This window comes from Streptomyces sp. NPDC111520 (genome assembly GCF_055635295.1).
In genome coordinates, this window is the sequence record NZ_JBVKBW010000015.1 from 20,706 (window position 1) to 42,091 (window position 21,386).

Here is a 21,386-nt window from a genome sequence, read left to right on the forward strand (position 1 = left end):
ATGACGTTGAACGCCGACGGAGTAGCCGAGAAGTTCGGGTTGCTCGGACTCACCTACGACGACGTGCTGCTGCTCCCAGGCGCGTCGGACGTCGTGCCGAACCAGGTCGACACCCGCTCGAAGGTCTCCCGGAACGTCAGCGTGAACATCCCGCTGCTGTCGGCGGCGATGGACAAGGTCACCGAGGCGCGGATGGCCATCGCGATGGCCCGCCAGGGCGGTGTGGGCGTCCTCCACCGCAACCTGTCCATCGAGGACCAGGTCAACCAGGTCGACCTGGTGAAGCGGTCCGAGTCCGGCATGGTGACGGACCCGATCACCGTCCACCCCGACGCCACCCTCGCCGAGGCCGACGCCCTGTGCGGCAAGTTCCGCATCAGCGGCGTCCCCGTCACCGACGCCTCCGGCAGGCTGCTGGGCATCGTGACCAACCGCGACATGGCCTTCGAGAGCGACCGCTCCCGGCAGGTCCGCGAGGTCATGACGCCGATGCCGCTGGTCACCGGCAAGGTCGGCATCTCCGGCGTCGACGCGATGGACCTGCTGCGCAAGCACAAGATCGAGAAGCTGCCGCTCGTCGACGACGAGGGCCGCCTCAAGGGCCTGATCACGGTCAAGGACTTCGTCAAGGCCGAGAAGTACCCCAACGCCGCCAAGGACGCCGAGGGCCGGCTGCTGGTCGGCGCCGCGGTGGGCGTCGGCGACGAGTCCTTCCTGCGCGCCCAGCGGCTGGTCGAGGCCGGTGCCGACTTCCTGGTCATCGACAGCGCGCACGGCCACAGCCGCGGCATCCTCGACATGGTCGCCAAGGTCAAGGCCAACATCAGGATCGACGTGGTGGCCGGCAACGTCGCCACCCGCGACGGGGCCCAGGCGCTGATCGACGCGGGCGCCGACGGCATCAAGGTCGGTGTCGGCCCCGGCTCCATCTGCACCACCCGCGTGGTCGCCGGCGTCGGCGCCCCGCAGGTGACGGCGATCTACGAGGCCTCCCTCGCGGCCGGCCCGGCCGGCGTCCCGCTGATCGGCGACGGCGGCCTGCAGTACTCCGGCGACATCGCCAAGGCCATCGCGGCCGGCGCGGACACCGTCATGCTGGGCAGCCTCCTCGCGGGCTGCGAGGAGTCGCCGGGCGAGCTGCTCTTCATCAACGGCAAGCAGTTCAAGTCGTACCGCGGCATGGGCTCGCTCGGCGCGATGCAGTCGCGCGGGCAGGCCCAGTCCTACTCCAAGGACCGCTACTTCCAGGACAACGTGCTCTCCGAGGACAAGCTCGTCCCCGAGGGCATCGAGGGCCAGGTGCCCTACCGCGGCCCGCTCTCCGCGGTGGCCCACCAGCTCATCGGCGGTCTGCGCTCCTCCATGGGATACGTCGGCTCCGCGACGGTCCCCGAGCTCAAGGAGAAGGGCCGCTTCGTGCGGATCACCGCGGCCGGGCTCAAGGAGAGCCACCCGCACGACATCCAGATGACCACCGAGGCGCCGAACTACCACGGGCGCTGACGGTACGAGCGGACGAACCGGAGCCCGCGGCCCGCACGGCCGCGGGCTTCCGGCTGCCCTGCCTGGGATACTGGACGGGCAGGCCACGAAGGAAAGGCATAGCGAAGTGACTGAGATCGAGATCGGGCGGGGCAAGCGCGGCCGCAGGGCATACGCATTCGACGACATCGCCGTCGTCCCGAGCCGCCGTACGCGGGACCCCAAGGAGGTCTCGATCGCCTGGCAGATCGACGCCTACCGCTTCGAGCTGCCCTTCCTCGCGGCCCCGATGGACTCCGTGGTCTCCCCGGAGACCGCGATCCGCATCGGCAACCTCGGCGGCCTCGGCGTGCTCAACCTCGAGGGCCTGTGGACCCGCTACGAGGACCCCGAGCCGCTGCTCGCCGAGATCGCGGAGCTGGACGACGCCTCCGTCACCCGGCGCCTGCAGGAGCTCTACGCGGCGCCGATCAAGGAGGAGCTGATCGGGCAGCGCATCAAGGAGGTGCGCGACGCCGGTGTGGTCACGGCCGCCGCGCTCTCCCCGCAGCGCACCGCGCAGTTCTCCAAGGCCGTGGTCGACGCGGGCGTGGACATCTTCGTCATCCGCGGCACGACGGTCTCCGCCGAGCACGTGTCGGGTTCCCACGAGCCGCTCAACCTCAAGCAGTTCATCTACGAGCTCGACGTGCCGGTCATCGTCGGCGGCTGCGCCACCTACACCGCCGCGCTGCACCTGATGCGCACCGGCGCCGCGGGCGTCCTCGTCGGCTTCGGGGGCGGCGCCGCCCACACCACCCGCAACGTCCTCGGCCTCCAGGTGCCGATGGCGACCGCGGTCGCCGACGTGGCCGCGGCCCGCCGCGACTACATGGACGAGTCGGGCGGCCGCTACGTGCACGTCATCGCCGACGGCGGCTTCGGCTCCAGCGGCGACCTGCCCAAGGCGATCGCCTGCGGCGCCGACTCCGTGATGATGGGCTCCCCGCTGGCCCGCGCCACCGACGCGCCCGGCCGCGGCTTCCACTGGGGCATGGAGGCCACCCACGAGGAGCTGCCGCGCGGCAAGCGCATGAACCTGGGCACCGCCGGCACGACCGAGCAGATCCTGCTCGGCCCCTCCCACGCGCCCGACGGCTCCATGAACTTCTTCGGCGCGCTGCGCCGCGCGATGGCCACGACCGGCTACTCCGAGCTGAAGGAGTTCCAGCGGGTCGAGGTCACGGTGTCGCCGACGCACCACCGCTGACGGCCGCCGCGCCGCCACGGCGCGGCACAGGGGCCCGGACCGCCACAGGCGGTCCGGGCCCCTCGTCGTTCGGCCCGCTCCGCCCCGCGGTCTGGTGCGCGTGGCGCCGCTGGTTTTGAGACACACCGAATGGTCGCTGATTGGTAACCGAAAGTTCTTTTTTCTACTTACCTGCAAGGTCCACATATCGGACATGACGGCTTCCTTGTTCATGTGGCATGCCTGCAGGTTGCATATATGCTGCCGGGGCTCGGCGATGTGTGCGACATGTGGAGGCCGAGTAAAGGGTGGGGGCATACGGGCCGGTGGCCCGGGGGGTGGAAATGAGTTCTCTTCAACCTGCGTACGCAGGGGGAAGCCGGGGGCGGCAGCCTGCCGTGAATCGCCGTCACGCGACGCGGAAGCACGCCCCGCAGCTCGGGTTGCTGCCCAAGCCGCCCTCGGACCGCGAGAAGTACGCGTACGCCAGGCGCAATCTGTGGGTGCTGACCATCAGCTCCGTGATCAGCTTCTGCTGCCTGGGCTACAGCCAGTACAAGCTCGCCCAGTCCAATCCGCTGCTGTGGCTGTACGCGCCGCCGCTGCTGTTCACCGTGGTCTACTACCTGATCTCGTTGCGGGTGAACGGGTTCTCCCGGGGCTTCGACCTCAAGCGCCACCGGCAACTGGTGCGCGAATGGCGGCCCCAGGCCTACCCCTCCGTCGACGTGTTCCTGCCGGTGTGCGGTGAACCCATCGAGGTGCTGCACAACACCTGGACGCACGTCCGGGCGCTGGCCGACCGCTACCCGGGTGTGTGCGTCCCGTTCGTACTGGACGACGGCGCCAGCCCGGAGCTGGAGGCAATGGCCGCCGATTTCGGATTCCGTTACGGCACCCGCCCGAACCGCGGCTGGTTCAAGAAGGCGGGCAACCTCCACTTCGGTTTCGGGCAGTCGGATGGCAAGTACATCCTGATCCTCGACGCTGACTTCACCCCGCGCTCGGACCTCCTCGAGGAAATGCTCCCGTACATGGAGGCGGACGAGCGGACAGGCATCGTCCAGTCGCCGCAGTTCTTCCGCGTGCTCGACTCCCAGAACTGGATCGAGCGCGGCGCGGGCGCCGTGCAGGAACTCTTCTACCGATCGGTGCAGGTGTCCCGGCAGAGCAGCGACGGCGCGATCTGCGTCGGCAGTTGCGCCGTCTACCGGCGGGCCGCCCTGGACACCAACGGCGGTACGACCCTCATCGAGCACTCCGAGGACGTGCACACCGGCTTCGACCTGCGCGGCCTGGGCTGGGACCTGCGCTACATCCCCGTCGCGCTCTCCACCGGGGTGTGCCCCGACAACGCGGGAGCCTTCTTCAACCAGCAGTACCGCTGGTGCTCCGGCTCGATGAGCCTGCTGGGAAGCAAGAAGTTCTGGGACGCCCGGATCAAGTTCTCCAGCCGGCTCTGCTACCTGTCGGGCTTCTTCTACTACATCCACACCGCGCTGTTCACCTTCGCGGCGCCGGTCATCCCGATCGTGCTGCTGCTGACCCTGCCGGACAAGCTCGACGTGGACCACCTGCTGATGGTGCTGCCGAGCATCGTCTACACCACCGTCATCTTCCCGATCTGGCACAAGTCGCCGTACCGGCTGGAGGCGTGGTCGGCCCGGCTGATGTACGGCTGGGCGCACTTCTTCGCGATCTGGGACATCCTGCGCAAGCAGCGGATGGGCTGGCAGCCCACCGGTTCGTCAGGGGCGAAGAAGAACAAGACCCGACGGTTCTGGCTCGGCATCCGCATCTGGAGCGCCGGCACCGCCGTGGTCTGGGTGTGCGCCGCGGTCTGGCGCATGCTGGACGGCTACCCGCCGGACTACGCCCTCGTCCTGTCCTCCGGACTCTTCTACGCGCTCGTCGTCGGACGCGTTCTGGTCCAGCCGAGAAGCGAGATCTCCGCATGAGCCGGTTCACCCTGTCCCTGCGCCGCGCGGCGCTCGCGGCCCTCCTCGTCTGCGTCGCCGGCTGCACGTCGACCGCCACCGGCTCCGGGCCCGGCGGCGGTCCCGCGCAGGACCCCGGCGCGTCGAGCGAGGCGCCCGAGACGGCCTACGACGTCACGGACCTGCTGCACCCCGACAAGAAGTTCTTCGGCGTGGCGCTCGACGGCGCCCCCGACTCCCTGGCGCCGGTGACGAAGTACACCGACCTCGTCGGCAAGCAGCCCAACATCGTCGCCTCCTACTCCGCGTGGGGCAACGACTTCAACATCGACGGAGCCCGCCGCGTGCTGGACTCGGGGGCGATGCTCTACGTCTCCTGGGAGCCCTTCAAACCGTCGATCGCGAAGATCGCCGACGGATCGCAGGACGAGTACATCCGGCGCTACGCCTCCGAGGTGCGCAAGGGCAACGCACCGGTGGCCATCAGCTTCGGCCACGAGATGAACGGCCACTGGTACCCCTGGGGCACGAAGGGCACGACCCCGGCCCAGTTCGTGAAGGCATGGCGCCACATCCACGACATCTTCCAGGACGAGGGCGCCACCAACGTCATCTGGGTCTGGAGCCCGAACGTCGTCAACCCGGTCCCCGACGTCGCCCTGAAGCCGTACTGGCCCGGCGACGCCTACGTCGACTGGGTCGGCGTGGTCGGGTACTGGACGGCCACGGGGGCGTCGACCTTCGAGACCCTGTACGGCCCGACGACGAGCCAGGTGCGCACGTTCACGAAGAAGCCCTTCATCCTCTCCGAGACGGCGTCCGAGCCCGGCGAGCGCCGCCGGTCGGACGTCCGCAACCTCGTCGAGGGCGTCGAGGGCGACGACGACATGCTCGGCTTCATCTGGTTCAACATCGCCAAGCGCGCCGACTGGCGCCTCCAGGCGAGCCCGCTGGCCCTGGCGGAGTTCAAGCGCCTGGTCGCCGACGACCGGATCGGTTTCGAGGTGCCGGAGCAGTGACCGAGCAGAGCCCCACCCACGGCGACGCGTTCGACCCGTGGTCGCGGCCCACCGGCCGGCACGACGCCGACGTGACGTGGCAGGAGCACGGAGCGTACCCGCAGTACCAGCCGGAGCCGTACGAACAGCACGACGCGTACGCGGCGGCGCAGCCCTACACGCTGACGGACGCCCACCCGGCGGACCCGCGGCAGGCCGTGCCCGAGGTGCCGGCCGACCCCGGCTACGTCGTTCCGGAGGTGCCGGTGTCGGCCTGGTCGGTCGACACCCGGCGCAGCACCTGGATCGGACGGAGCGTGGTGCTGTGCGTCCTGCTGGTCCAGGCGGGACTGTCGTTCCGGATCAGCGGGCGCGCCTTCGACAGCGAGGCGCGGTACCTGGCGGTCGGCCACTACCGGCTCGACCACCTGCTCAACGGCACCGACGTGCCGGCCGGCCTCGCGGGCCACCTCCCCGGCCACCCGGCGGTCTACCCGGTGCTGGCCGCGGCGGCGGACTCGGTGGGCGGCCTGTTCGCCGCCCGCCTGCTCAGCCTGTTCTTCATGCTGGGCGCCACCGCGCTGCTCTACGCGATGACCAGCCGGCTGTTCAGCGAGCGGGCCGGACTGTCGGCCGCCGCGCTGTTCGCGGTGGTCGAGTCCACCGCGATGCTCGGGAACCTCGCCGGCTTCGACGCGATGGCGCTCTTCCTGATCGCCGGGGCCGCGTGGGCCCTCGTCCGGACCGGCCGGTCGCACCCCGCCCTGGCGCTGCTCGCCGCCCCCCTGGCGGCCCTCGCCACGGTGACCAAGTACGTCGCCGCGCTGTACCTGCCGAGCCTGGTGGTCCTCGCCGTGCTGTCCGCCTACCCCTACCGGGGCGCGCGGGCCTTCCTGCGCGGCCTGTTCTTCGGCGCCGGGACGCTGCTGGTCCTCGCGGGCGCCTACCTCTTCGGCGGGCTGCACGGCTTCGTCTCCGCCACCACCGGACGGGCGCACGGCACGGACCCGGCGCTGGACGTGCTGTGGCGCGGCGCGCAGTGGGGCGGCCTGGTCCTCCTGGTCGCCGTCGGCGGCGCCGTCGACTACGTACGCAAGTCGCGCATGGGGGAGATGCCCTGGGCGACGGGCGACACCCCCGGGGCGGTCCGGCGTACGGCGCTGGGCCTGGTGCTCTGCGGCACCGCCCTGCTGGCCCCCGTCTGCCAGGCCTGTCTGAACGACGACGCCTCGCTCTTCACGCACGTGGGGTTCGGCCTGCTGTTCGCCGCGCCCATGGCGGGACTCGGCATCTCCCGGCTCGTGGGGGCGCACTTCCGCTACCCGCAGCTCGGCATCATGGTCTGGGTGGGCGTCCTGGTCGTGGGCATGGCCCAGACCCGGTCGCTCTACCACCCCGCGGCCTCCGGCCAGGTGGTGGAGTCGCTGCGGAAGGTCGTCGGCAAGGACGGGCGCTACCTCGCGGAGCACTCCGACATCCCCGCCTACTACCTGCGGGACGTGACCCGCCCGGACCAGTGGCAGGGCACGCGCGGCATCGACTTCACCGACAAGGGCGGCGAGCACCACACCGGCGCCGACGGTTTCCGCAGTGCCGTACGGGCGGGGTGGTTCGACGCGATCGTGCTCGACGGGGACGCCACCACGGCCAACGACAAGGCCATCACCGACGCGCTGCACGGCAACCCCGCGTACCGGCTGGTGTCCGTGCTGCCGTCCAGCGACGCCTACGGTTCGACCACCTACCGGATCTGGGTGAAACGATGACCCTCACCGAACCCGCCCACGAGCCGGCGCCCGCCGCCGCCGGGGAGGAACCGGCCCCGCGGCGGCACGGCCGGCCGGAGGACGGCGGCAGCCGGGCCACCACCGCGCTGCTCTTCCTGGTGCCCGCCGGGCTCACGCTCGCCCTCACGCTGCACGGCATCGGCGACCGGCAGCTGTGGCGTGACGAGCACGCCACCTGGTGGGCGACCGGGCTCTCCCTCGGTGACCTGGGCGCACTGATCCGCAACATCGACGTGGTCTTCGCCCCGTACTACTTCGTGATGCACCTGTGGGTCCTGGTCGCCGGGGACTCGCCCACCGCCCTGCGCATCCCGGCGGCGTTCGCCATGGCGGCGGCGGCCGGGCTGCTCGCGCTGGTCGGACGGCGGATGTTCACCCCGGCGACCGGGATGCTGGCCGGGCTGGTCTTCGCCACGGTGCCCTCGGTCACCCAGTACGGGGAGGAGGCGCGGCCCTACGCCTTCGCGGTGGCGTTCGTCCTGCTGTCCACCCTGATCCTGCTGCGGGTACTGGAAACGCCGAGCCTCAGGGGCTGGGCGGCGTACGCCGTGACGATCCCCCTGATCGGTTTCAGCCACCTGGTGTCCCTGTCGGTGCTCGCCGGACACCTGGGCCTGGTGGTCACGGCGAAGCGCAAGGGCGACCGCATCGCCCACTGGGCGTTCGCCGCCTCCGCGCTGACGGGTCTGTCCGTGGTGCTCCCGATGCTGGCGCAGGGCTCCGGCCAGAGCGGGCAGATCGCCTGGAACAACCCCACCTTCCAGGACCTGGTCAACCATCCGGAGAAGCTGTTCGGCTCCTGGGTGACCGGCGGGGCGGTGATGGGGCTCGGCCTGGCCGGCCTTTTTGTCGCCCGCAGGTACGCGGTGCTGCTGGCCCCCTGGGTGCTGCTGCCCCCGGTCCTCACCTACCTGACCGCGGCGCAACTGCACCTGTTCCTGCCGCGGTACCTGCTCTTCACCGTGCCCGCCTGGGTGCTGTTGGCGAGCGCCGCCGTCACCCGGCTGTCCGGGCCGCTGAACACGGCGGCCCGCACCGGCACCGCCCGGCGCGTCGTCGCCGGGGCACTGGTGGCGGCCGCGGCGGTCGTGTTCGCCTGGCAGGCACAGCCCGGCCTGGCGCTCGCCCGGCAGAACGATCCCGCCGAGCCGGACTACCGGGCGGCGGCCGAGGTCGTCGCGCACGGGCTCCGGCCGGGCGACGGGATCGCCTTCTCCGGGCAGAAGTCCGAGCGCCGCGCGATGGCCTACGAGTTCCGCGACGCCGGGACCTCCGGCTGGCCCAAGGACGTGCTGATGTGGCGGACCCCGCAGGAGATGGGCAACTTCGGCGCCCTGGAATGCCCGGAGCCCGCCAAGTGCCTCGCGAAGACCGACCGGCTGTGGGTGGTCTCCACGTCCCAGCTCGGCAAACCGTTCGCCGACATGCCGGAGAAGACGGCGGTCCTGCTGTCGAGCCGGTTCAAGGTCGCGGACACCGACTCCCTGCCCAACGTCCGCGTCCTGCTACTGGAACGCATCCGGTAGCCACCGCACCCCACCGGGGAGGACCGCGGTCCCGCGGATCTCCCCGACCCACGTACACCTGCCAGGACGGTCACCACGCGCGCGGCGACGTGTGCCGCGTGACCGTCCGCCCGAGACCCGCGCGCCCAGCAACCCGGCACAGCTCCCGCCGGCGCGGCGACCAAGGAGATGCCATGAACCACCCGTTCCCGGACTCCCTTCCCGTCACATGGGGGGACGTACCGGTCACGGTCGTCATGCCGACGTACAACGAGGCGGCGAACCTGCCGCACATCACCGACCTCGTGATGCGACTGCCGGTCCCCGGACTGCATCTGAAGATCGTGGACGACTCCAGCCCGGACGGCACCGGCCGGCTCGCCGAGGAACTGGCCGCCAAACACAACGAGTTCGGCGCTCGCCCGCGCATGAGTGTACTGCACCGTACGGCCAAGAACGGCCTGGGCAGGGCGTACACCGACGGCATGCTGACCGCCCTGGACGAGGGCGCGGAGTTCGTGGTCCAGATGGACGCCGACGGCAGCCACCCCGCCGACGTCATCCCGCAGATGCTGGGCACGGCGCTCGCCACGGGCGCGGGCTTCGTGGTGGGCAGCCGGTACGTCGACGGCGGCTCGCTGGACAAGGAGTGGGGCAAGCACCGGCAGCTGCTCTCGCGCTTCGCCAACCGCTACGCCCGCGCGGTCCTCGACACCCGGATCCGCGACATCACCGCCGGCTTCAACCTGTGGCGGGCGAGCACGCTGCGTGACGTGGACCTCAGGACGCTGGACAGCGCCGGCTACAGCTTCCAGGTGGAGCTGAAGTTCCTGGCCACGCGGAGGGGACACAACGGCGTGGAGATCCCGATCCGCTTCGAGGAGCGCACCGAAGGCGTCTCGAAGATGACGCTCGGGACGCAGATCGAGTCGGCGCTGGTGCCGCTGCGGCTGCGGATGCGCAACCGCAGGGGCTGAACGGGACTCCGCCGGCCGCGGCCCGGCCGGCGGAGGAACCGATGCAGGACGACGACCACGACGACCACGAGGACCACGAGCCGCGAGACGGCCGAGACAAGGGACGACTTCACCATGGGCGGACGGCACGCGCTTCCTTCGCGGTTGGGGCACCTGTACCGCGAGATCGCGAAGTTCGGCCTGGTCGGGCTCTCGGGATTCGTGGTCAACCTCGGCGTCTTCAACCTCATCAGGCACGCCGCGCACTGGCAGACGGTACGGGCGAGCGTCCTGGCGACGGTCGTCGCGATCATGACCAACTACCTCGGTCTGCGGTACTTCACGTACCGCGACCGCGACCACGACACGGAGGGCCGGAGCGGCCGGAAGCGGGAGCTCGGGCTCTTCCTGTTCTTCAGCGCGGTCGGCCTGGTCATCGAGAACTCCGTGCTCTACACGACCACGTACGGATTCGGCTGGGACGGCACGCTCGCCAACAACGTCTTCAAGTTCGTCGGCATCGGCATCGCCACGCTCTTCCGCTTCTGGTCCTACCGGACGTGGGTCTTCAGGACCGCCGGCCGTGGCGCGCAACCCGCCCCGCCGGACCGGCACGTGCCGGCCGCGTCCTCCGAACCCCTCCTGAACGTCTCCTGGGAGAAGACATGAGCGAGGCCATTCTCCTCGTCGGCGGCAAGGGCACCCGGCTGCATCCGCTGTGCACCTTCACCCCCAAGCCCCTGCTGCTCGTCGCCGGGGTGCCGCTGCTGACCCACCAGCTGGCACGCGCCGCGGCGGCGGGGGTGACCCGGATCGTCTTCGCCACGTCCTACCTCGCGGAGCTCTTCGAGCGGGAGTACGGCGACGGTGCCGGGCTGGGGCTGGAACTGGTGTACGTCACCGAGACCGAGCCCCTGGGCACCGGAGGCGCGATCCGTAACGCCGCCCGCCACCTGACCTGCGGGCCGGACGATGCCGTCCTCGTCTTCAACGGCGACATCCTCAGCGGGCTCGACATCCGGGGTCTGCGGGACGGCCACCGGGCCTCCCGCGCCGACGTGACCCTGCACCTGACCCGGGTCGCGGACCCCCGCGCGTACGGGCTGGTGCCCACCGACGGGGACGGCCGGGTCACGACGTTCCTCGAGAAGCCCGAGCGGCCGGAGCAGATCGTCACCGACCAGATCAACGCGGGCTGCTACGTCTTCACGCGCTCGGTCATCGACAGCATCCCCGAGGGGCGGGTCGTCTCCGTCGAGCGCGAGACCTTCCCCGGCCTGCTGTCCTCCGGCGCCCTGCTGCGCGGCGTCGTCGACGACACGTACTGGCTGGACCTCGGCACGCCGTCGGCCTTCGTCACCGGCTCCGCCGACCTGGTCCGCGGACACGTGCCCTCGCCCGCGCTGCCCGGGCCGGCCGGGGACGCCCTGATCCTGCCGGGGGCGCTGGTCGACCCGCTGGCGGTCCTCACGGCGGGCACGGCCGTGTGCGCGGGCGCCGTGGTGGAGGCCGGGGCCGTGGTCGAGGGCAGCGTCGTCCTGCCCGGCGCGCGGATCGGCCGGCAGGCGCTCGTCCGGCGGTCCGTGATCGGACGCGAGGCGGTCCTCGGCGAGGGCACCAGCGTCGTCGAAGCAGTGGTCGGCGACCGCGCCCACGTCGGCCCCCACAACGAACTCCCCGCGGGTGTGCGCCTCGACTGCGGCGTCCGCCTGCCCGAACGGGCCGTCCGCGTCTCGGCGCCCGCCTCCCCGGTCTGAGACCGGGGGCTCACAGCCGTGCGGCCGCCCCCGCCGGGGTGGCGCCGCAGGTGTCCAGCATCAACTGGGCCTTCACCGCCAGGCCCTGCATGTCGTAGGTGCGGTGGTGCTGGAGCAGGATCGTCAGGTCGGCGTCCGCCGCGGCCTCCCACAGCGAGTCGGCGCGGGGGACCGGGCGGTCCAGCACCCGCCACCGCGGGACGTACGGGTCGTGGTAGCTCAGCTGCGCCCCCAGCTCGGCCAGCCGGGCGCCGATCTCCCGGGCCGGCGAGCGCTCCTCGTCCGGCAGGTCCGGCTTGTACGTGACGCCCAGCAGCAGCACCCGGGCCCCGCGCAGCGACTTGCCGTGCTCGTTCAGCAGGGCCGCGGCGCGCTGCACCACGTAGCGCGGCATCCGGGCGTTGACCTCCTGCGCGTACTCGACCAGCCGCAGCGGATGGCCGTGCACCCGGCCCTGGTACGGCGGGTGCCCGGGGTCCAGCGGCATGGTGTGGCCGCCGACCCCCGGGCCGGGGCGGAAGGCCTGGAAGCCGTGGGGACGGGTCTCGGCGCAGCGGATGACGTCCCAGACGTCCACGCCGATGTCGTGGCAGAACACGGCCATCTCGTTGGCCAGCGCGATGTTGACGTGCCGGTAGTTGGTCTCCAGCAGGTGCACGCTCTCCGCCTCGCGCACGCCCCGGGCCCGGACGATCCGCTCGGTGAACCGGCCGTAGAAGACGGCCGCGGCCTCCGTGCAGGCGGGGGTGAGCCCGCCGATCACCTTCGGCGTGCCGGGGTGTCGTGCGGGGGCGTACGCCAGGTGGAAGCCTTGGCCGGCCCGCAGGCCGGAGCCCTCCTCCAGCAGCGGACGCAGGAAGTCCTCCGTCGTCCCCGGGTACACCGGCGACTCCAGGACCACCGTGCTGTGCGGCCGCAGGTGCCCGGCCAGGGCGCGGGCGGCCTCCGCCAGCGCCGTCAGGTCCGGCTCCCCGCCCTCCCCGAGCGGCGTCGGCGCGCACAGCACGGCCGCCCGCGCCCGGCCCAGGGCGGCCGTGTCCGCGGTCGCCCGGAAGCCGCCCGCGAGCATCCGCCGCACGTCGGCGGCGGCGAGTGCGCCGCAGGGGACCCGGCTGCCGGCGTTGATCGCGTCCACCACGTGCTCGTCCGGGTCGTACCCGATGACCCCGAGGCCGGCGGCGCTGGCCGCCTGCGCGAGGGGCAGGCCGGCGGGGCCGAGTCCGATGACTGCGAGGTCTGAGGGCATGGGGGTCCTCTCCTGCGACGGGGGGCGTCGTGGTACCCGAATGGCGCGAAATCAGGCTAACCAGACAGGTAGCTGATATGACTGCACGCCACGCGGTGCGGCTCTGTATGCCCGGGGTCCGTGGGTGTGTGCGGCGCCGCTGTGGTTGTTGTTGCGGCCGGTTGTCGTGTGCGGCGCCGCTGTGGTTGATGTTGGGTTTCTCCCCCACCCACCCCTCGCACCTCGTTGTGGGGTCGGGGCCGCGCCGGCACACTCCCCCGACGTTCGGCCGGGGGGACCCCCAGAACGCTCGCGGTTTACGTCTACATCCTGAGGCATCGCGTCCGCCGCTCGTCTCCCCCAGCCTTCGGCCGGGGGGACCCCCATGGGCCCACCCCGCCACACCCCCTCCCGTCGTATGGGCGCACAACGGCCGGTGGGGGGCATGAAGGCAGTCCGGGGTTGCCCCGAACCGCTCTCTGACCCCCCACGGCCCCGCGGTTCAAGCCCGCATCATTCGGCACGGGTCTGCCACCCGCCTCCCCCCCAGCCTTCGGCCAGAGGGGAGCACGCCGCCACACCCCCTTCCCGTTGTGCGGGCGCAGGGTGTCCCGTTGGGGGTGCGTTGGACAGGTGCGGTGCCCCGGGCTGCCTTGTGACCTCCCACCGGCCGTTGGCCGCCACGGATACGGAGGGGGTGGGGTCGGAGGGGTGGGCGTTCTGGACGCTGACGTGTATTTGATGTGCGGCACAGACGGCACCGACGAGTGCTGCCCGCCATGCACATAAATATGCGGTACAGAATGCCCACCCCGGAGGCCCCGCCCCCGGCCCACCCATGCACAGAGCGAGCCCCGCACCAATCGCGCCGGGCAATCGGGCGGGAGGGTGGGGGACAAACCCAACAGAACCCACAACGGCGCCGCACACGCATCGCTGGGCACACCCACACGCAGCCCGGCCCGGCGGAGCCCGAGGTAGCCGGGGGCCACGACACGGGTAACGATCGTGGGGACGGGGAATGCGCTGAGGCGCGACCCCGCGTCACGACGGGAGGCCAGGATGCTGACGGCGACACTGGGACCGGCGGAGCGTGCCTCCGCGCTCGCCCGGATGGCGGAACAGGAACTCGACGTGCTCGTGGTGGGCGCGGGCGTCGTGGGCGCCGGGACGGCGCTGGACGCCGCGACGCGCGGGCTGACGACCGGCATCGTGGAGGCCCGCGACTGGGCGTCCGGGACGTCGAGCCGGTCGAGCAAGCTGATCCACGGCGGACTGCGCTACCTGGAGATGCTGGACTTCGCCCTGGTCCGGGAGGCCCTCAAAGAGCGGGGACTGCTGCTCCAGCGTCTGGCGCCGCACCTGGTGAAGCCGGTGCCGTTCCTGTACCCGCTGCAGCACCGCCTCTGGGAGCGCTTCTACGCGGGCGCCGGCGTGACGCTGTACGACACGATGGCGCTGTCGTCCGGGCACGGCCGCGGGCTGCCGCACCACCGGCACCTGAGCCGCAAGAGCGCGTTGCGCGTGGCGCCGTGCCTGAAGAAGGATGCCCTGGTCGGGGCGCTGCAGTACTACGACGCGCAGATGGACGACGCCCGGTACACGATGACGCTGGTCAGGACGGCCGCCGCCTACGGCGCGCTGGCCGCGAACCGGGCGCGGGTGATCGGGTTCCTGCGCGAGGGCGAGCGCGTGGTGGGCGCCCGGGTCGAGGACGTGGAGGCCGGGGGCGTCTACGAGGTGCGCGCGCGTCAGATCGTGAACGCCACCGGGGTGTGGACGGACGACACGCAGGCGCTGATCGGGGAGCGCGGGCAGTTCCACGTGCGGGCGTCCAAGGGCATACACCTGGTCGTGCCGAAGGACCGGATCCACTCCGCGACGGGGCTGATCCTGCGGACCGAGAAGAGCGTGCTCTTCGTGATCCCCTGGGGCCGTCACTGGATCGTGGGGACGACGGACACCGACTGGGGCCTGGACAAGTCGCACCCGGCCGCGTCCAGCGCCGACATCGACTACCTGCTGGAGCACGTCAACTCGGTGCTCGCCGTGCCGCTGACCCGGGACGACGTGCAGGGCGTGTACGCGGGGCTGCGCCCGCTGCTGGCGGGCGAGTCCGAGGCCACCAGCCAGCTGTCGCGCGAGCACACCGTGGCGCACCCGGTGCCGGGCCTGGTGGTGGTCGCGGGCGGCAAGTACACCACGTACCGGGTGATGGCCAAGGACGCCGTGGACGCGGCCGTGCACGGCCTGACGCACCGGGTCGCCGAGTGCGTCACCGAGGACGTCCCGCTGGCCGGCGCGGAGGGCTACCACGCGCTGTGGAACGCGCGGGCCAGGATCGCGGCGCGCACCGGCCTGCACGTGGCGCGGATCGAGCACCTGCTCAACCGCTACGGCTCGCTCTCCGAGGAACTGCTGCAGCTGATCGAGGAGGACCCCTCGCTGGGCCGCCCGCTCAGCGGGGCCGACGACTACCTGCGTGCCGAGGTCGTCTACGCCGCCTCGCACGAGGGCGCGCGGCACCTGGACGACGTGCTCACCCGGCGCACCCGCATCTCCATCGAGACCTTCGACCGCGGCACGCTCAGCGCCCGGGAGGCCGCCGAGCTGATGGCGCCCGTCCTGGGCTGGGACAAGGAGCAGGTGGAGAAGGAGGTCGAGCACTACGAGAAGCGGGTGGAGGCCGAGCGGGAGTCCCAGCGCCAGCCCGACGACCAGACCGCGGACGCCGCCCGCCTGGGCGCCCCGGACATCGTCCCGCTGTGAGCCGCCGCCGGTACGCCGGGTGAGGCGTGGGCCACGGCCTTGACGGGATCCGTGGCCCGGCCGGATATCGTTCCTTCTCGTACGTGGCAGGAAGGGGCGCACGATGTCCGACCTCGGACGCCTGGTGGCCGGCAGGTACCGGCTGGTCGAGCGGATCGGCCGTGGCGGCATGGGCACGGTCTGGCGGGCCGAGGACGAGCTGCTGGGGCGCGCGGTGGCGGTGAAGCGCCTGCACCCGCCGCAGCCGCACCTGCACGAGGACGAGCTGGAGACGCTGTTCGAGCGGACCCGGCGGGAGGCGCGCAGCGCGGCGCGGATCAGCCATCCCAATGTGGTGGTGGTGCACGACGTGGTGGACGACGAGGGTCTGCCGGTGATCGTGATGGAGTACGTGCCGTCGACGACGCTGGGGGACGTGCTGAAGGAGCGGGGTCCGGTGGTGCCGGGGGAGGCGGCGCGGATCGGGCGGGCGATGGTGGCGGCGTTGCGGGCGGCGCATGCGGCGGGGGTGCTGCACCGGGATGTGAAGCCGGGCAATGTGCTGCTGGCGGAGTCGGGCCGGGTGGTGCTGACGGATTTCGGGATCGCGCAGGCTTCGGGGACGTCGACGCTGACGCGGACGGGTGAGCTGATCGGGTCGATCGACTTCCTGGCGCCGGAGCGGCTGACCGGTGGCGCGCCGGGTCCTGAGGCGGATCTGTGGGCGTTGGGGGCGACGTTGTTCCAGGCGGTGGAGGGGCGTTCGCCGTTCCGCCGGGACACGGCGATCGAGACGGCGTACGCGATCGCGACGGACGAGGTGCCGGTGGCGGGGAACGCGGGCCCGCTGGGGCCGGTGATCGCGGGGCTGCTGGTGCGGGAGCCGCAGGGCCGGCTGTCGGCGCCGGAGGCCGAGCGGATGCTGCGGGCGAGCGCCGCCGAGACCGAGACCGCGAGCGTCCCCCGCGAGAGCCTGACCCTGTCGCACACCGCGCCGACCACCGTCGTGCGGCCCCCGGAACCGGTCGCGCAGCCCGCGCCCCCGCACGCACCCACCCTTCCGTCGGGGGTCCCCGTCCCGGCGGAGCCCCCGCGGGCGCGGCGCCGCACCGGGGTCCGGGTGCTGCTCGCCGCGGTGCTGGCCGCCGCCCTCGCCGGCGGCGGCTTCTACGCCGCGCAGCACTTCGGCGGCTCCACCGGCACCCAGGGCGACCGGCCGGCCCCGAGCCACTCGGCGACCTCCTCGTCGCCGTCCTCCCCGGCGTCCTCCTCCCCACCCCCCTCCCCGTCCGCTCCGGGCCCGTCGCCCGTGCCGGCCGGCTACCACCTCGCCGAGGAGCCCGAGCGCGGCTTCTCCGTCCCGGTCCCCGACGGGTGGACCCGCCAGGTGCAGGGCGAGCAGGTCATCTACGTCGACCCGAGCGGCCTGGCCGGCCTGCGGATCGGCACGCTGGACTACGCGGCGAGCGATCCGCTGGAGCACTTCGCGGAGGAGGAGCAGCAGACCATCCCCAAGCTGGACGGGTACGAGCGGCTGCGGATGCAGAGCACCCGCTGGCGTGACCGCCCGGCCGCCATATGGGAGTTCACCTTCCAGGGCAAGGCCCGCGGCTTCCGGGCCATCGACCTCGGCTTCGGGGAGCCCGGCGGACGCGAGTTCGCCGTCTACCTCTCCGCGCCGACGGCCCAATGGGGTGATTTCCGGACGGTCTTCGACGACGCGGTGGCCGGACTCGTCGTCCACGACTAGCACACGGCGGGGCCGGGGTGGGACCACGGCCCCGAGTCAGGGATGATGGAGGTCTCCATCCCGCGGTCGCCGTTGGCAGGCGATGAGGGAGCTTCATCTTCAGCGACTGCAGAGGGAATTCATGGGCCAGGCGCACGACACCGACCAGCGGCTCATCGCCGACCGGTACCGACTCGGCGCCGTCCTCGGCAAGGGCGGCATGGGCACCGTCTGGCGGGCCGTCGACGAGACGCTCGGCCGTACGGTCGCGGTGAAGGAGCTGCGCTTCCCGCACAACATCGACGAGGACGAGAAGCGCCGCCTGATCACCCGCACCCTGCGCGAGGCCAAGGCGACCGCCCGGATCCGCAACACCGGCGCGGTGACCGTCTTCGACGTCGTCGAGGAGGACGACCGGCCCTGGATCGTCATGGAACTGGTCGAGGGCCGCTCGCTGTCGGACGCGATCCGCGAGGACGGACCGCTCTCGCCCAAGCGCGCCGCCGAGGTCGGGCTGACCGTGCTGGACGTGCTGCGGGCCGCCCACAAGGAGGGCATCCTCCACCGTGACGTGAAGCCGTCCAACGTCCTGATCGCCGACGACGGCCGCGTCGTGCTGAGCGACTTCGGCATCGCCCAGATCGACGGCGACCCGTCCGTCACCTCCACCGGCATGCTGGTCGGCGCCCCCTCGTACATCTCGCCGGAGCGGGCGCGCGGCCAGAAGCCGGGCCCGCCCGCCGACCTGTGGTCGCTGGGCGCGCTGCTGTACGCCTCGGTCGAGGGCCGGCCGCCGTACGACAAGGGCTCGGCCATCGCCACGCTCACCGCCGTCATGACGGAGTCGCTGCAGACCCCGCGCAACGCGGGCCCGCTGGCCGACGCGATCCACGGGCTGCTCAACAAGGACCCGGAGCTGCGGCTCGACGACGCGGGCGTGCGCCCGCTGCTCACGGGTGTCGCCCACGCGCCGGACGTCCCGGTCGCCGAGGCCACGCGCACCATGCCGCTGCCGCCCTCCGACCCGCAGCCGACGCCCACCGACGCGCCCCCGGCCACCCGGGCCGCCGCCGCCGACCAGGCGGCGCTGCGGGCCGCGAAGGCCAAGCCGGAGCCCGAGGCGACCCCGGCGACCGCGTCCGCCCCGGTCACGCCCGTACCGGTGCCGGCGGCCGCCCCGGCCACCGCCCCGCGGCTGCCGCTCCTGGCGTCGATGGACGAGCGCCGCCGCCGCGCGGTGCTCTTCGCGGCGATCGTGGTCGTCCTCGTGCTGCTCGGGACGGGCATCGGCATCTGGGCCGGCCAGGGCGACGACGACCCGGGCGCCCGTCAGCCCGCCAATCCGTCCGCCCCGGCGAGCGCCAAGTCCGGTGACGACGGCGTCCAGGACGGCAAGTCCGGCGACGACAAGGGGGGCCAGGGGAGCGAGTCCGGCGACGGCAAGGGCGGCGACGACTCCGGCAAGGGGAAGGGCGACGACAACTCCGGCAAGGGCTCGGACACTTCCTCCTCCGGCTCCGGCGACGGCTCCGGCAGCGGGAAGGACGGCTCCGGCGCGGTTCCGGCCGGCTGGACGACCTACACCGACTCCGAGGGCTTCTCGATAGCGCTGCCGGCCGGCTGGGCCGCGAACAAGGAGCGGGCCGGCAACGGCTGGATCTTCAACGCCCGCCGCAGCCCCCGGGTGCAGGTCGACTGGACCCACACCCCCGGCAAGAGCGCGGCGGACGCCTGGCGCCAGAACGAGGCCGGTGCTGCGGGCAGGTTCCCCGGTTACCAGAAGGTGGACATAAAGGACGTGAACTACCGCGGCTACCGCACCGCCGCCGACTGGACGTTCACCTACATGTCCGGCGGCACCAAGATGCGCGCCGTCAACCGGGGCTTCGTCGTGGACGACGGACACGGCTACGCCATCCTCTTCTTCGCGTCGGACGCCGAGTGGAACAGCAAGAAGACCACGGAGATGCGCGATGCGCTCTTCAACACCTTCAAACCGGCCAAGTGAGGGCGCTCGGGCACGTATCGTGAGTCATTGCGGACTGTCCGCATCCACAACGGATCGGATCTGACGCTTTGGGGAGGCGTCGTGGACGACTACGCGGGACGCGTACTGGCCGACCGCTACCGCCTGCCGCGGCCGCCCGCCGACGAGTTCGAACTGGTGGAGACCAGGGCCTGGGACACGTTCAGCAACCAGGAGGTGCTGATACGCCAGGTCCTGCTGCCCGAGGTCGTCAGCGCCGAGCCGGGACCGCACCACGGGGACGGCGGGGACACCGCCCACCGGGCCCTGGAGGCGGCTCAGGCCGCGGCCGCGATACCCGACCACCCCCGGCTGGTGCAGGTCTTCGACATCTTCGTCGAGGACGGCAGCGTCTGGATAGTGAGCGAGCTGGTCGCCGCCCGCCCGCTGGCCGCGGTCCTCGCCGACAAGCGGCTGAGCCCCTACCGGGCCGCCGAGGTGGCCTCCGACGTGCTGACCGCGCTGCGCGTGCTGCACGCCCACGGCTGGGTGCACCGCAACGTCACCGGCCGGACCGTGCTGGTCTGCGACGACGGCCGGGCGATGCTCTCGGGGCTGGCCGTGGGCGCCGCCCAGGAGGCGCTGTGCGGCTACAACCCGGTGCCGGTGCCCGCGATGGCCGGGGGCGGCGAGGCGCCCGGCGGCGGCTGGGAGGGCCCGCACTCCGCGCTGGAGCTCGAGCGCGCCCGGCAGGCCCGGCTCACCGTCGTCGGTCCCGTCACCGAGCGGTGGGCCCCCGAGCAGGCCACCGAGGTCCACGAGAACTGGCAGCTCGCTCCACCCGTCGGCCCGGCCGCCGACCTGTGGGCACTGGGGTCGCTGCTCTTCCGCAGCGTCCAGGGGCATCCTCCGTTCCCGGAGGAGAGCACCGCGGAACTGGTCCAGCTGGTCATCGCCGAGCCGCCCGCGTACGCCGAGGAGTGCGGACCGCTGCGGCCCGTCGTGGAGTCGCTGCTGCGCCAGGACCCCGAGGAGCGGCCGGACGCCGAGGAACTGCGCGGCTGGCTGCGCTCGCTCGTCCGCTCCGCGCCGGAGCCGGACCTGGGGCTGAGCACGGTGCCCGTGCCCGCCGACGACCCGCACAAGCTGCCCGTCGTACGCCGCCGGGGCGAACTGGTGCGCCGCCGCAAGGCCGCCGCCGACCCCGTGCCCGCCCACCCCGCGCACGGGCGCCACAAGCGCACCAAGGAGCGGCGGCAGCGCTCGGGGCGCGGTCCGCGCAGCCTCGGGATCACGCTGGTCGGGCTGGTGCTGCTGCTGATGGTCGCCGCCGTGTTGTACGCCGTGCTCTTCATGCCGCGCGGCGGGTCCACGGACGACGAGGGCGCGGCCGGTGCCACGCGGACCCTGCCCGCGCAGGTGCCCGGCGGTGACGAGCGGCCGCAGACGACCGCCCCGCCGCCCGGCAAGGCCACGCGCAGCTCCGCCCCGGCCACGAGCGCCCCGCCGCCCACACGGTCGGCCCCGGCGGACGACGCCGCCACCACCGGCCTCGGCGGCGACTTCACGCTGCGCACCGACGCGGAGGGCTTCCGGCTCGCCGTCCCCAACGGCTGGCAGCGCACGCCCAGGAACGCCGACGGGCAGGTCCGCTACACCGGCGGCGACTACCAGCTGCTGGTCGTGCCCGGCCGTGACACCGTCGCCGACAAGGGCAGCGACCCGATCGTCTACCAGAACGACGAGCCCGAGCTTTCCGGCTTCCGGGCCTCCGGCTGGTCCTCGGCCTCCGGGCTGCGCCGCCTGGACATGGGCGGGATCACGGCCGCGGAGGGCGAGTTCAGCTGGAGCGACGGCTCAGGCCGGCAGCTGTTCGCGCGCAATCTGGTGATGATCCGCGACGGCAGGTACCACGTCGTCCTGGTCATCGGGCCGGACGGCCGTCGCGCCGACGTCAAGCGGTACTTCGAGAAGGCCGCGGAGACCTACCGCACCACCTGAGCGCGGTGCCCGGACCGGAACCGCCCGGTCCCGGCGCGCGTTGGAGAGGCCGTGGGGGCAGGGGAGT

Annotated in this window: 14 protein-coding genes; 13 read left to right on the forward strand and 1 reads right to left on the reverse strand. The window is 72.4% G+C overall.

The annotated features are described in order from the left end of the window. From guaB to manB, 9 genes are all read left to right on the forward strand, one after another. Positions 1 to 1,503 (forward strand): IMP dehydrogenase, encoded by a 1,503-nt coding sequence (guaB, locus tag ACZ7MY_RS30480; protein ID WP_499606490.1) that lies wholly within the window; start codon positions 1 to 3, stop codon positions 1,501 to 1,503. 106 nt (positions 1,504 to 1,609) lie between these two features. Further along, the gene (locus ACZ7MY_RS30485; RefSeq protein WP_499606491.1) at positions 1,610 to 2,731 is read left to right on the forward strand and encodes a GuaB3 family IMP dehydrogenase-related protein; all 1,122 of its coding nucleotides are present in this window, start codon (positions 1,610 to 1,612) and stop codon (positions 2,729 to 2,731) included. Positions 2,732 to 3,054: 323 nt separating this feature from the next. Further along, positions 3,055 to 4,668 carry a glycosyltransferase family 2 protein gene (locus ACZ7MY_RS30490; protein ID WP_499606492.1) on the forward strand — a complete coding sequence of 538 codons (1,614 nt, stop codon included), beginning with the start codon at positions 3,055 to 3,057 and terminating at the stop codon, positions 4,666 to 4,668. Beyond that, the gene (locus ACZ7MY_RS30495) at positions 4,665 to 5,666 is read left to right on the forward strand and encodes a glycoside hydrolase family 26 protein (RefSeq protein ID WP_499606493.1); all 1,002 of its coding nucleotides are present in this window, start codon (positions 4,665 to 4,667) and stop codon (positions 5,664 to 5,666) included. The genes ACZ7MY_RS30490 and ACZ7MY_RS30495 overlap by 4 nt, the downstream gene beginning before the upstream one ends. Beyond that, entirely contained in the window at positions 5,663 to 7,411 is a 1,749-nt protein-coding gene (locus tag ACZ7MY_RS30500) for an ArnT family glycosyltransferase (protein WP_499606494.1), read from the forward strand. The genes ACZ7MY_RS30495 and ACZ7MY_RS30500 overlap by 4 nt, the downstream gene beginning before the upstream one ends. Beyond that, the gene (locus ACZ7MY_RS30505) at positions 7,408 to 8,958 is read left to right on the forward strand and encodes a glycosyltransferase family 39 protein (protein WP_499606495.1); all 1,551 of its coding nucleotides are present in this window, start codon (positions 7,408 to 7,410) and stop codon (positions 8,956 to 8,958) included. The genes ACZ7MY_RS30500 and ACZ7MY_RS30505 overlap by 4 nt, the downstream gene beginning before the upstream one ends. Positions 8,959 to 9,131: 173 nt before the next feature. Further along, positions 9,132 to 9,914 carry a polyprenol monophosphomannose synthase gene (locus tag ACZ7MY_RS30510; protein WP_499606496.1) on the forward strand — a complete coding sequence of 261 codons (783 nt, stop codon included), beginning with the start codon at positions 9,132 to 9,134 and terminating at the stop codon, positions 9,912 to 9,914. A 114-nt stretch (positions 9,915 to 10,028) separates the two neighbouring features. Next, positions 10,029 to 10,562 carry a GtrA family protein gene (locus tag ACZ7MY_RS30515; protein ID WP_499606497.1) on the forward strand — a complete coding sequence of 178 codons (534 nt, stop codon included), beginning with the start codon at positions 10,029 to 10,031 and terminating at the stop codon, positions 10,560 to 10,562. Continuing rightward, entirely contained in the window at positions 10,559 to 11,650 is a 1,092-nt protein-coding gene (gene manB, locus ACZ7MY_RS30520) for a mannose-1-phosphate guanylyltransferase (protein WP_499606498.1), read from the forward strand. The genes ACZ7MY_RS30515 and manB overlap by 4 nt, the downstream gene beginning before the upstream one ends. 10 nt (positions 11,651 to 11,660) lie before the next feature. On the opposite strand, the gene ACZ7MY_RS30525 is transcribed toward manB, so the two are convergent. Further along, complete coding sequence (locus ACZ7MY_RS30525; protein ID WP_499606499.1) at positions 11,661 to 12,896, reverse strand: nucleotide sugar dehydrogenase; 1,236 nt, start codon at positions 12,894 to 12,896, stop codon at positions 11,661 to 11,663. A gap of 1,041 nt (positions 12,897 to 13,937) precedes the next feature. On the opposite strand from ACZ7MY_RS30525, the gene ACZ7MY_RS30530 reads away from it, so the two are divergent. The 4 genes from ACZ7MY_RS30530 (at position 13,938) to ACZ7MY_RS30545 (ending at position 21,319) form a co-directional block, all read left to right on the forward strand. Then, positions 13,938 to 15,644, forward strand: coding sequence for a glycerol-3-phosphate dehydrogenase/oxidase (locus ACZ7MY_RS30530; protein WP_499606500.1), 1,707 nt, complete (start codon positions 13,938 to 13,940; stop codon positions 15,642 to 15,644). Between the two features lie 103 nt (positions 15,645 to 15,747). Next, positions 15,748 to 17,373, forward strand: a complete 1,626-nt coding sequence (locus tag ACZ7MY_RS30535; protein WP_499606501.1) for a serine/threonine-protein kinase — start codon at positions 15,748 to 15,750, stop codon at positions 17,371 to 17,373. Between the two features lie 121 nt (positions 17,374 to 17,494). Further along, on the forward strand, positions 17,495 to 19,360 hold the full coding sequence (locus ACZ7MY_RS30540) for a protein kinase domain-containing protein (RefSeq protein WP_499606502.1): 1,866 nt from the start codon (positions 17,495 to 17,497) through the stop codon (positions 19,358 to 19,360). An 81-nt stretch (positions 19,361 to 19,441) separates the two neighbouring features. Further along, positions 19,442 to 21,319 (forward strand): serine/threonine protein kinase, encoded by a 1,878-nt coding sequence (locus tag ACZ7MY_RS30545; protein ID WP_499606503.1) that lies wholly within the window; start codon positions 19,442 to 19,444, stop codon positions 21,317 to 21,319. Positions 21,320 to 21,386 lie beyond the last annotated feature (67 nt).

Bases quoted from the DNA above. Each gene is read 5' to 3' on its own strand.
- ACZ7MY_RS30535 (WP_499606501.1), top strand. From the start codon at position 15,748: ATGTCCGACCTCGGACGCCTGGTGGCCGGCAGGTACCGGCTGGTCGAG.
- guaB (WP_499606490.1), top strand. From the start codon at position 1: ATGACGTTGAACGCCGACGGAGTAGCCGAGAAGTTCGGGTTGCTCGGA.
- ACZ7MY_RS30495 (WP_499606493.1), top strand. From the start codon at position 4,665: ATGAGCCGGTTCACCCTGTCCCTGCGCCGCGCGGCGCTCGCGGCCCTC.
- ACZ7MY_RS30525 (WP_499606499.1), bottom strand. From the start codon at position 12,896: ATGCCCTCAGACCTCGCAGTCATCGGACTCGGCCCCGCCGGCCTGCCC.
- ACZ7MY_RS30530 (WP_499606500.1), top strand. From the start codon at position 13,938: ATGCTGACGGCGACACTGGGACCGGCGGAGCGTGCCTCCGCGCTCGCC.
- manB (WP_499606498.1), top strand. From the start codon at position 10,559: ATGAGCGAGGCCATTCTCCTCGTCGGCGGCAAGGGCACCCGGCTGCAT.
- ACZ7MY_RS30510 (WP_499606496.1), top strand. From the start codon at position 9,132: ATGAACCACCCGTTCCCGGACTCCCTTCCCGTCACATGGGGGGACGTA.
- ACZ7MY_RS30490 (WP_499606492.1), top strand. From the start codon at position 3,055: ATGAGTTCTCTTCAACCTGCGTACGCAGGGGGAAGCCGGGGGCGGCAG.
- ACZ7MY_RS30505 (WP_499606495.1), top strand. From the start codon at position 7,408: ATGACCCTCACCGAACCCGCCCACGAGCCGGCGCCCGCCGCCGCCGGG.
- ACZ7MY_RS30540 (WP_499606502.1), top strand. From the start codon at position 17,495: ATGGGCCAGGCGCACGACACCGACCAGCGGCTCATCGCCGACCGGTAC.
- ACZ7MY_RS30515 (WP_499606497.1), top strand. From the start codon at position 10,029: ATGGGCGGACGGCACGCGCTTCCTTCGCGGTTGGGGCACCTGTACCGC.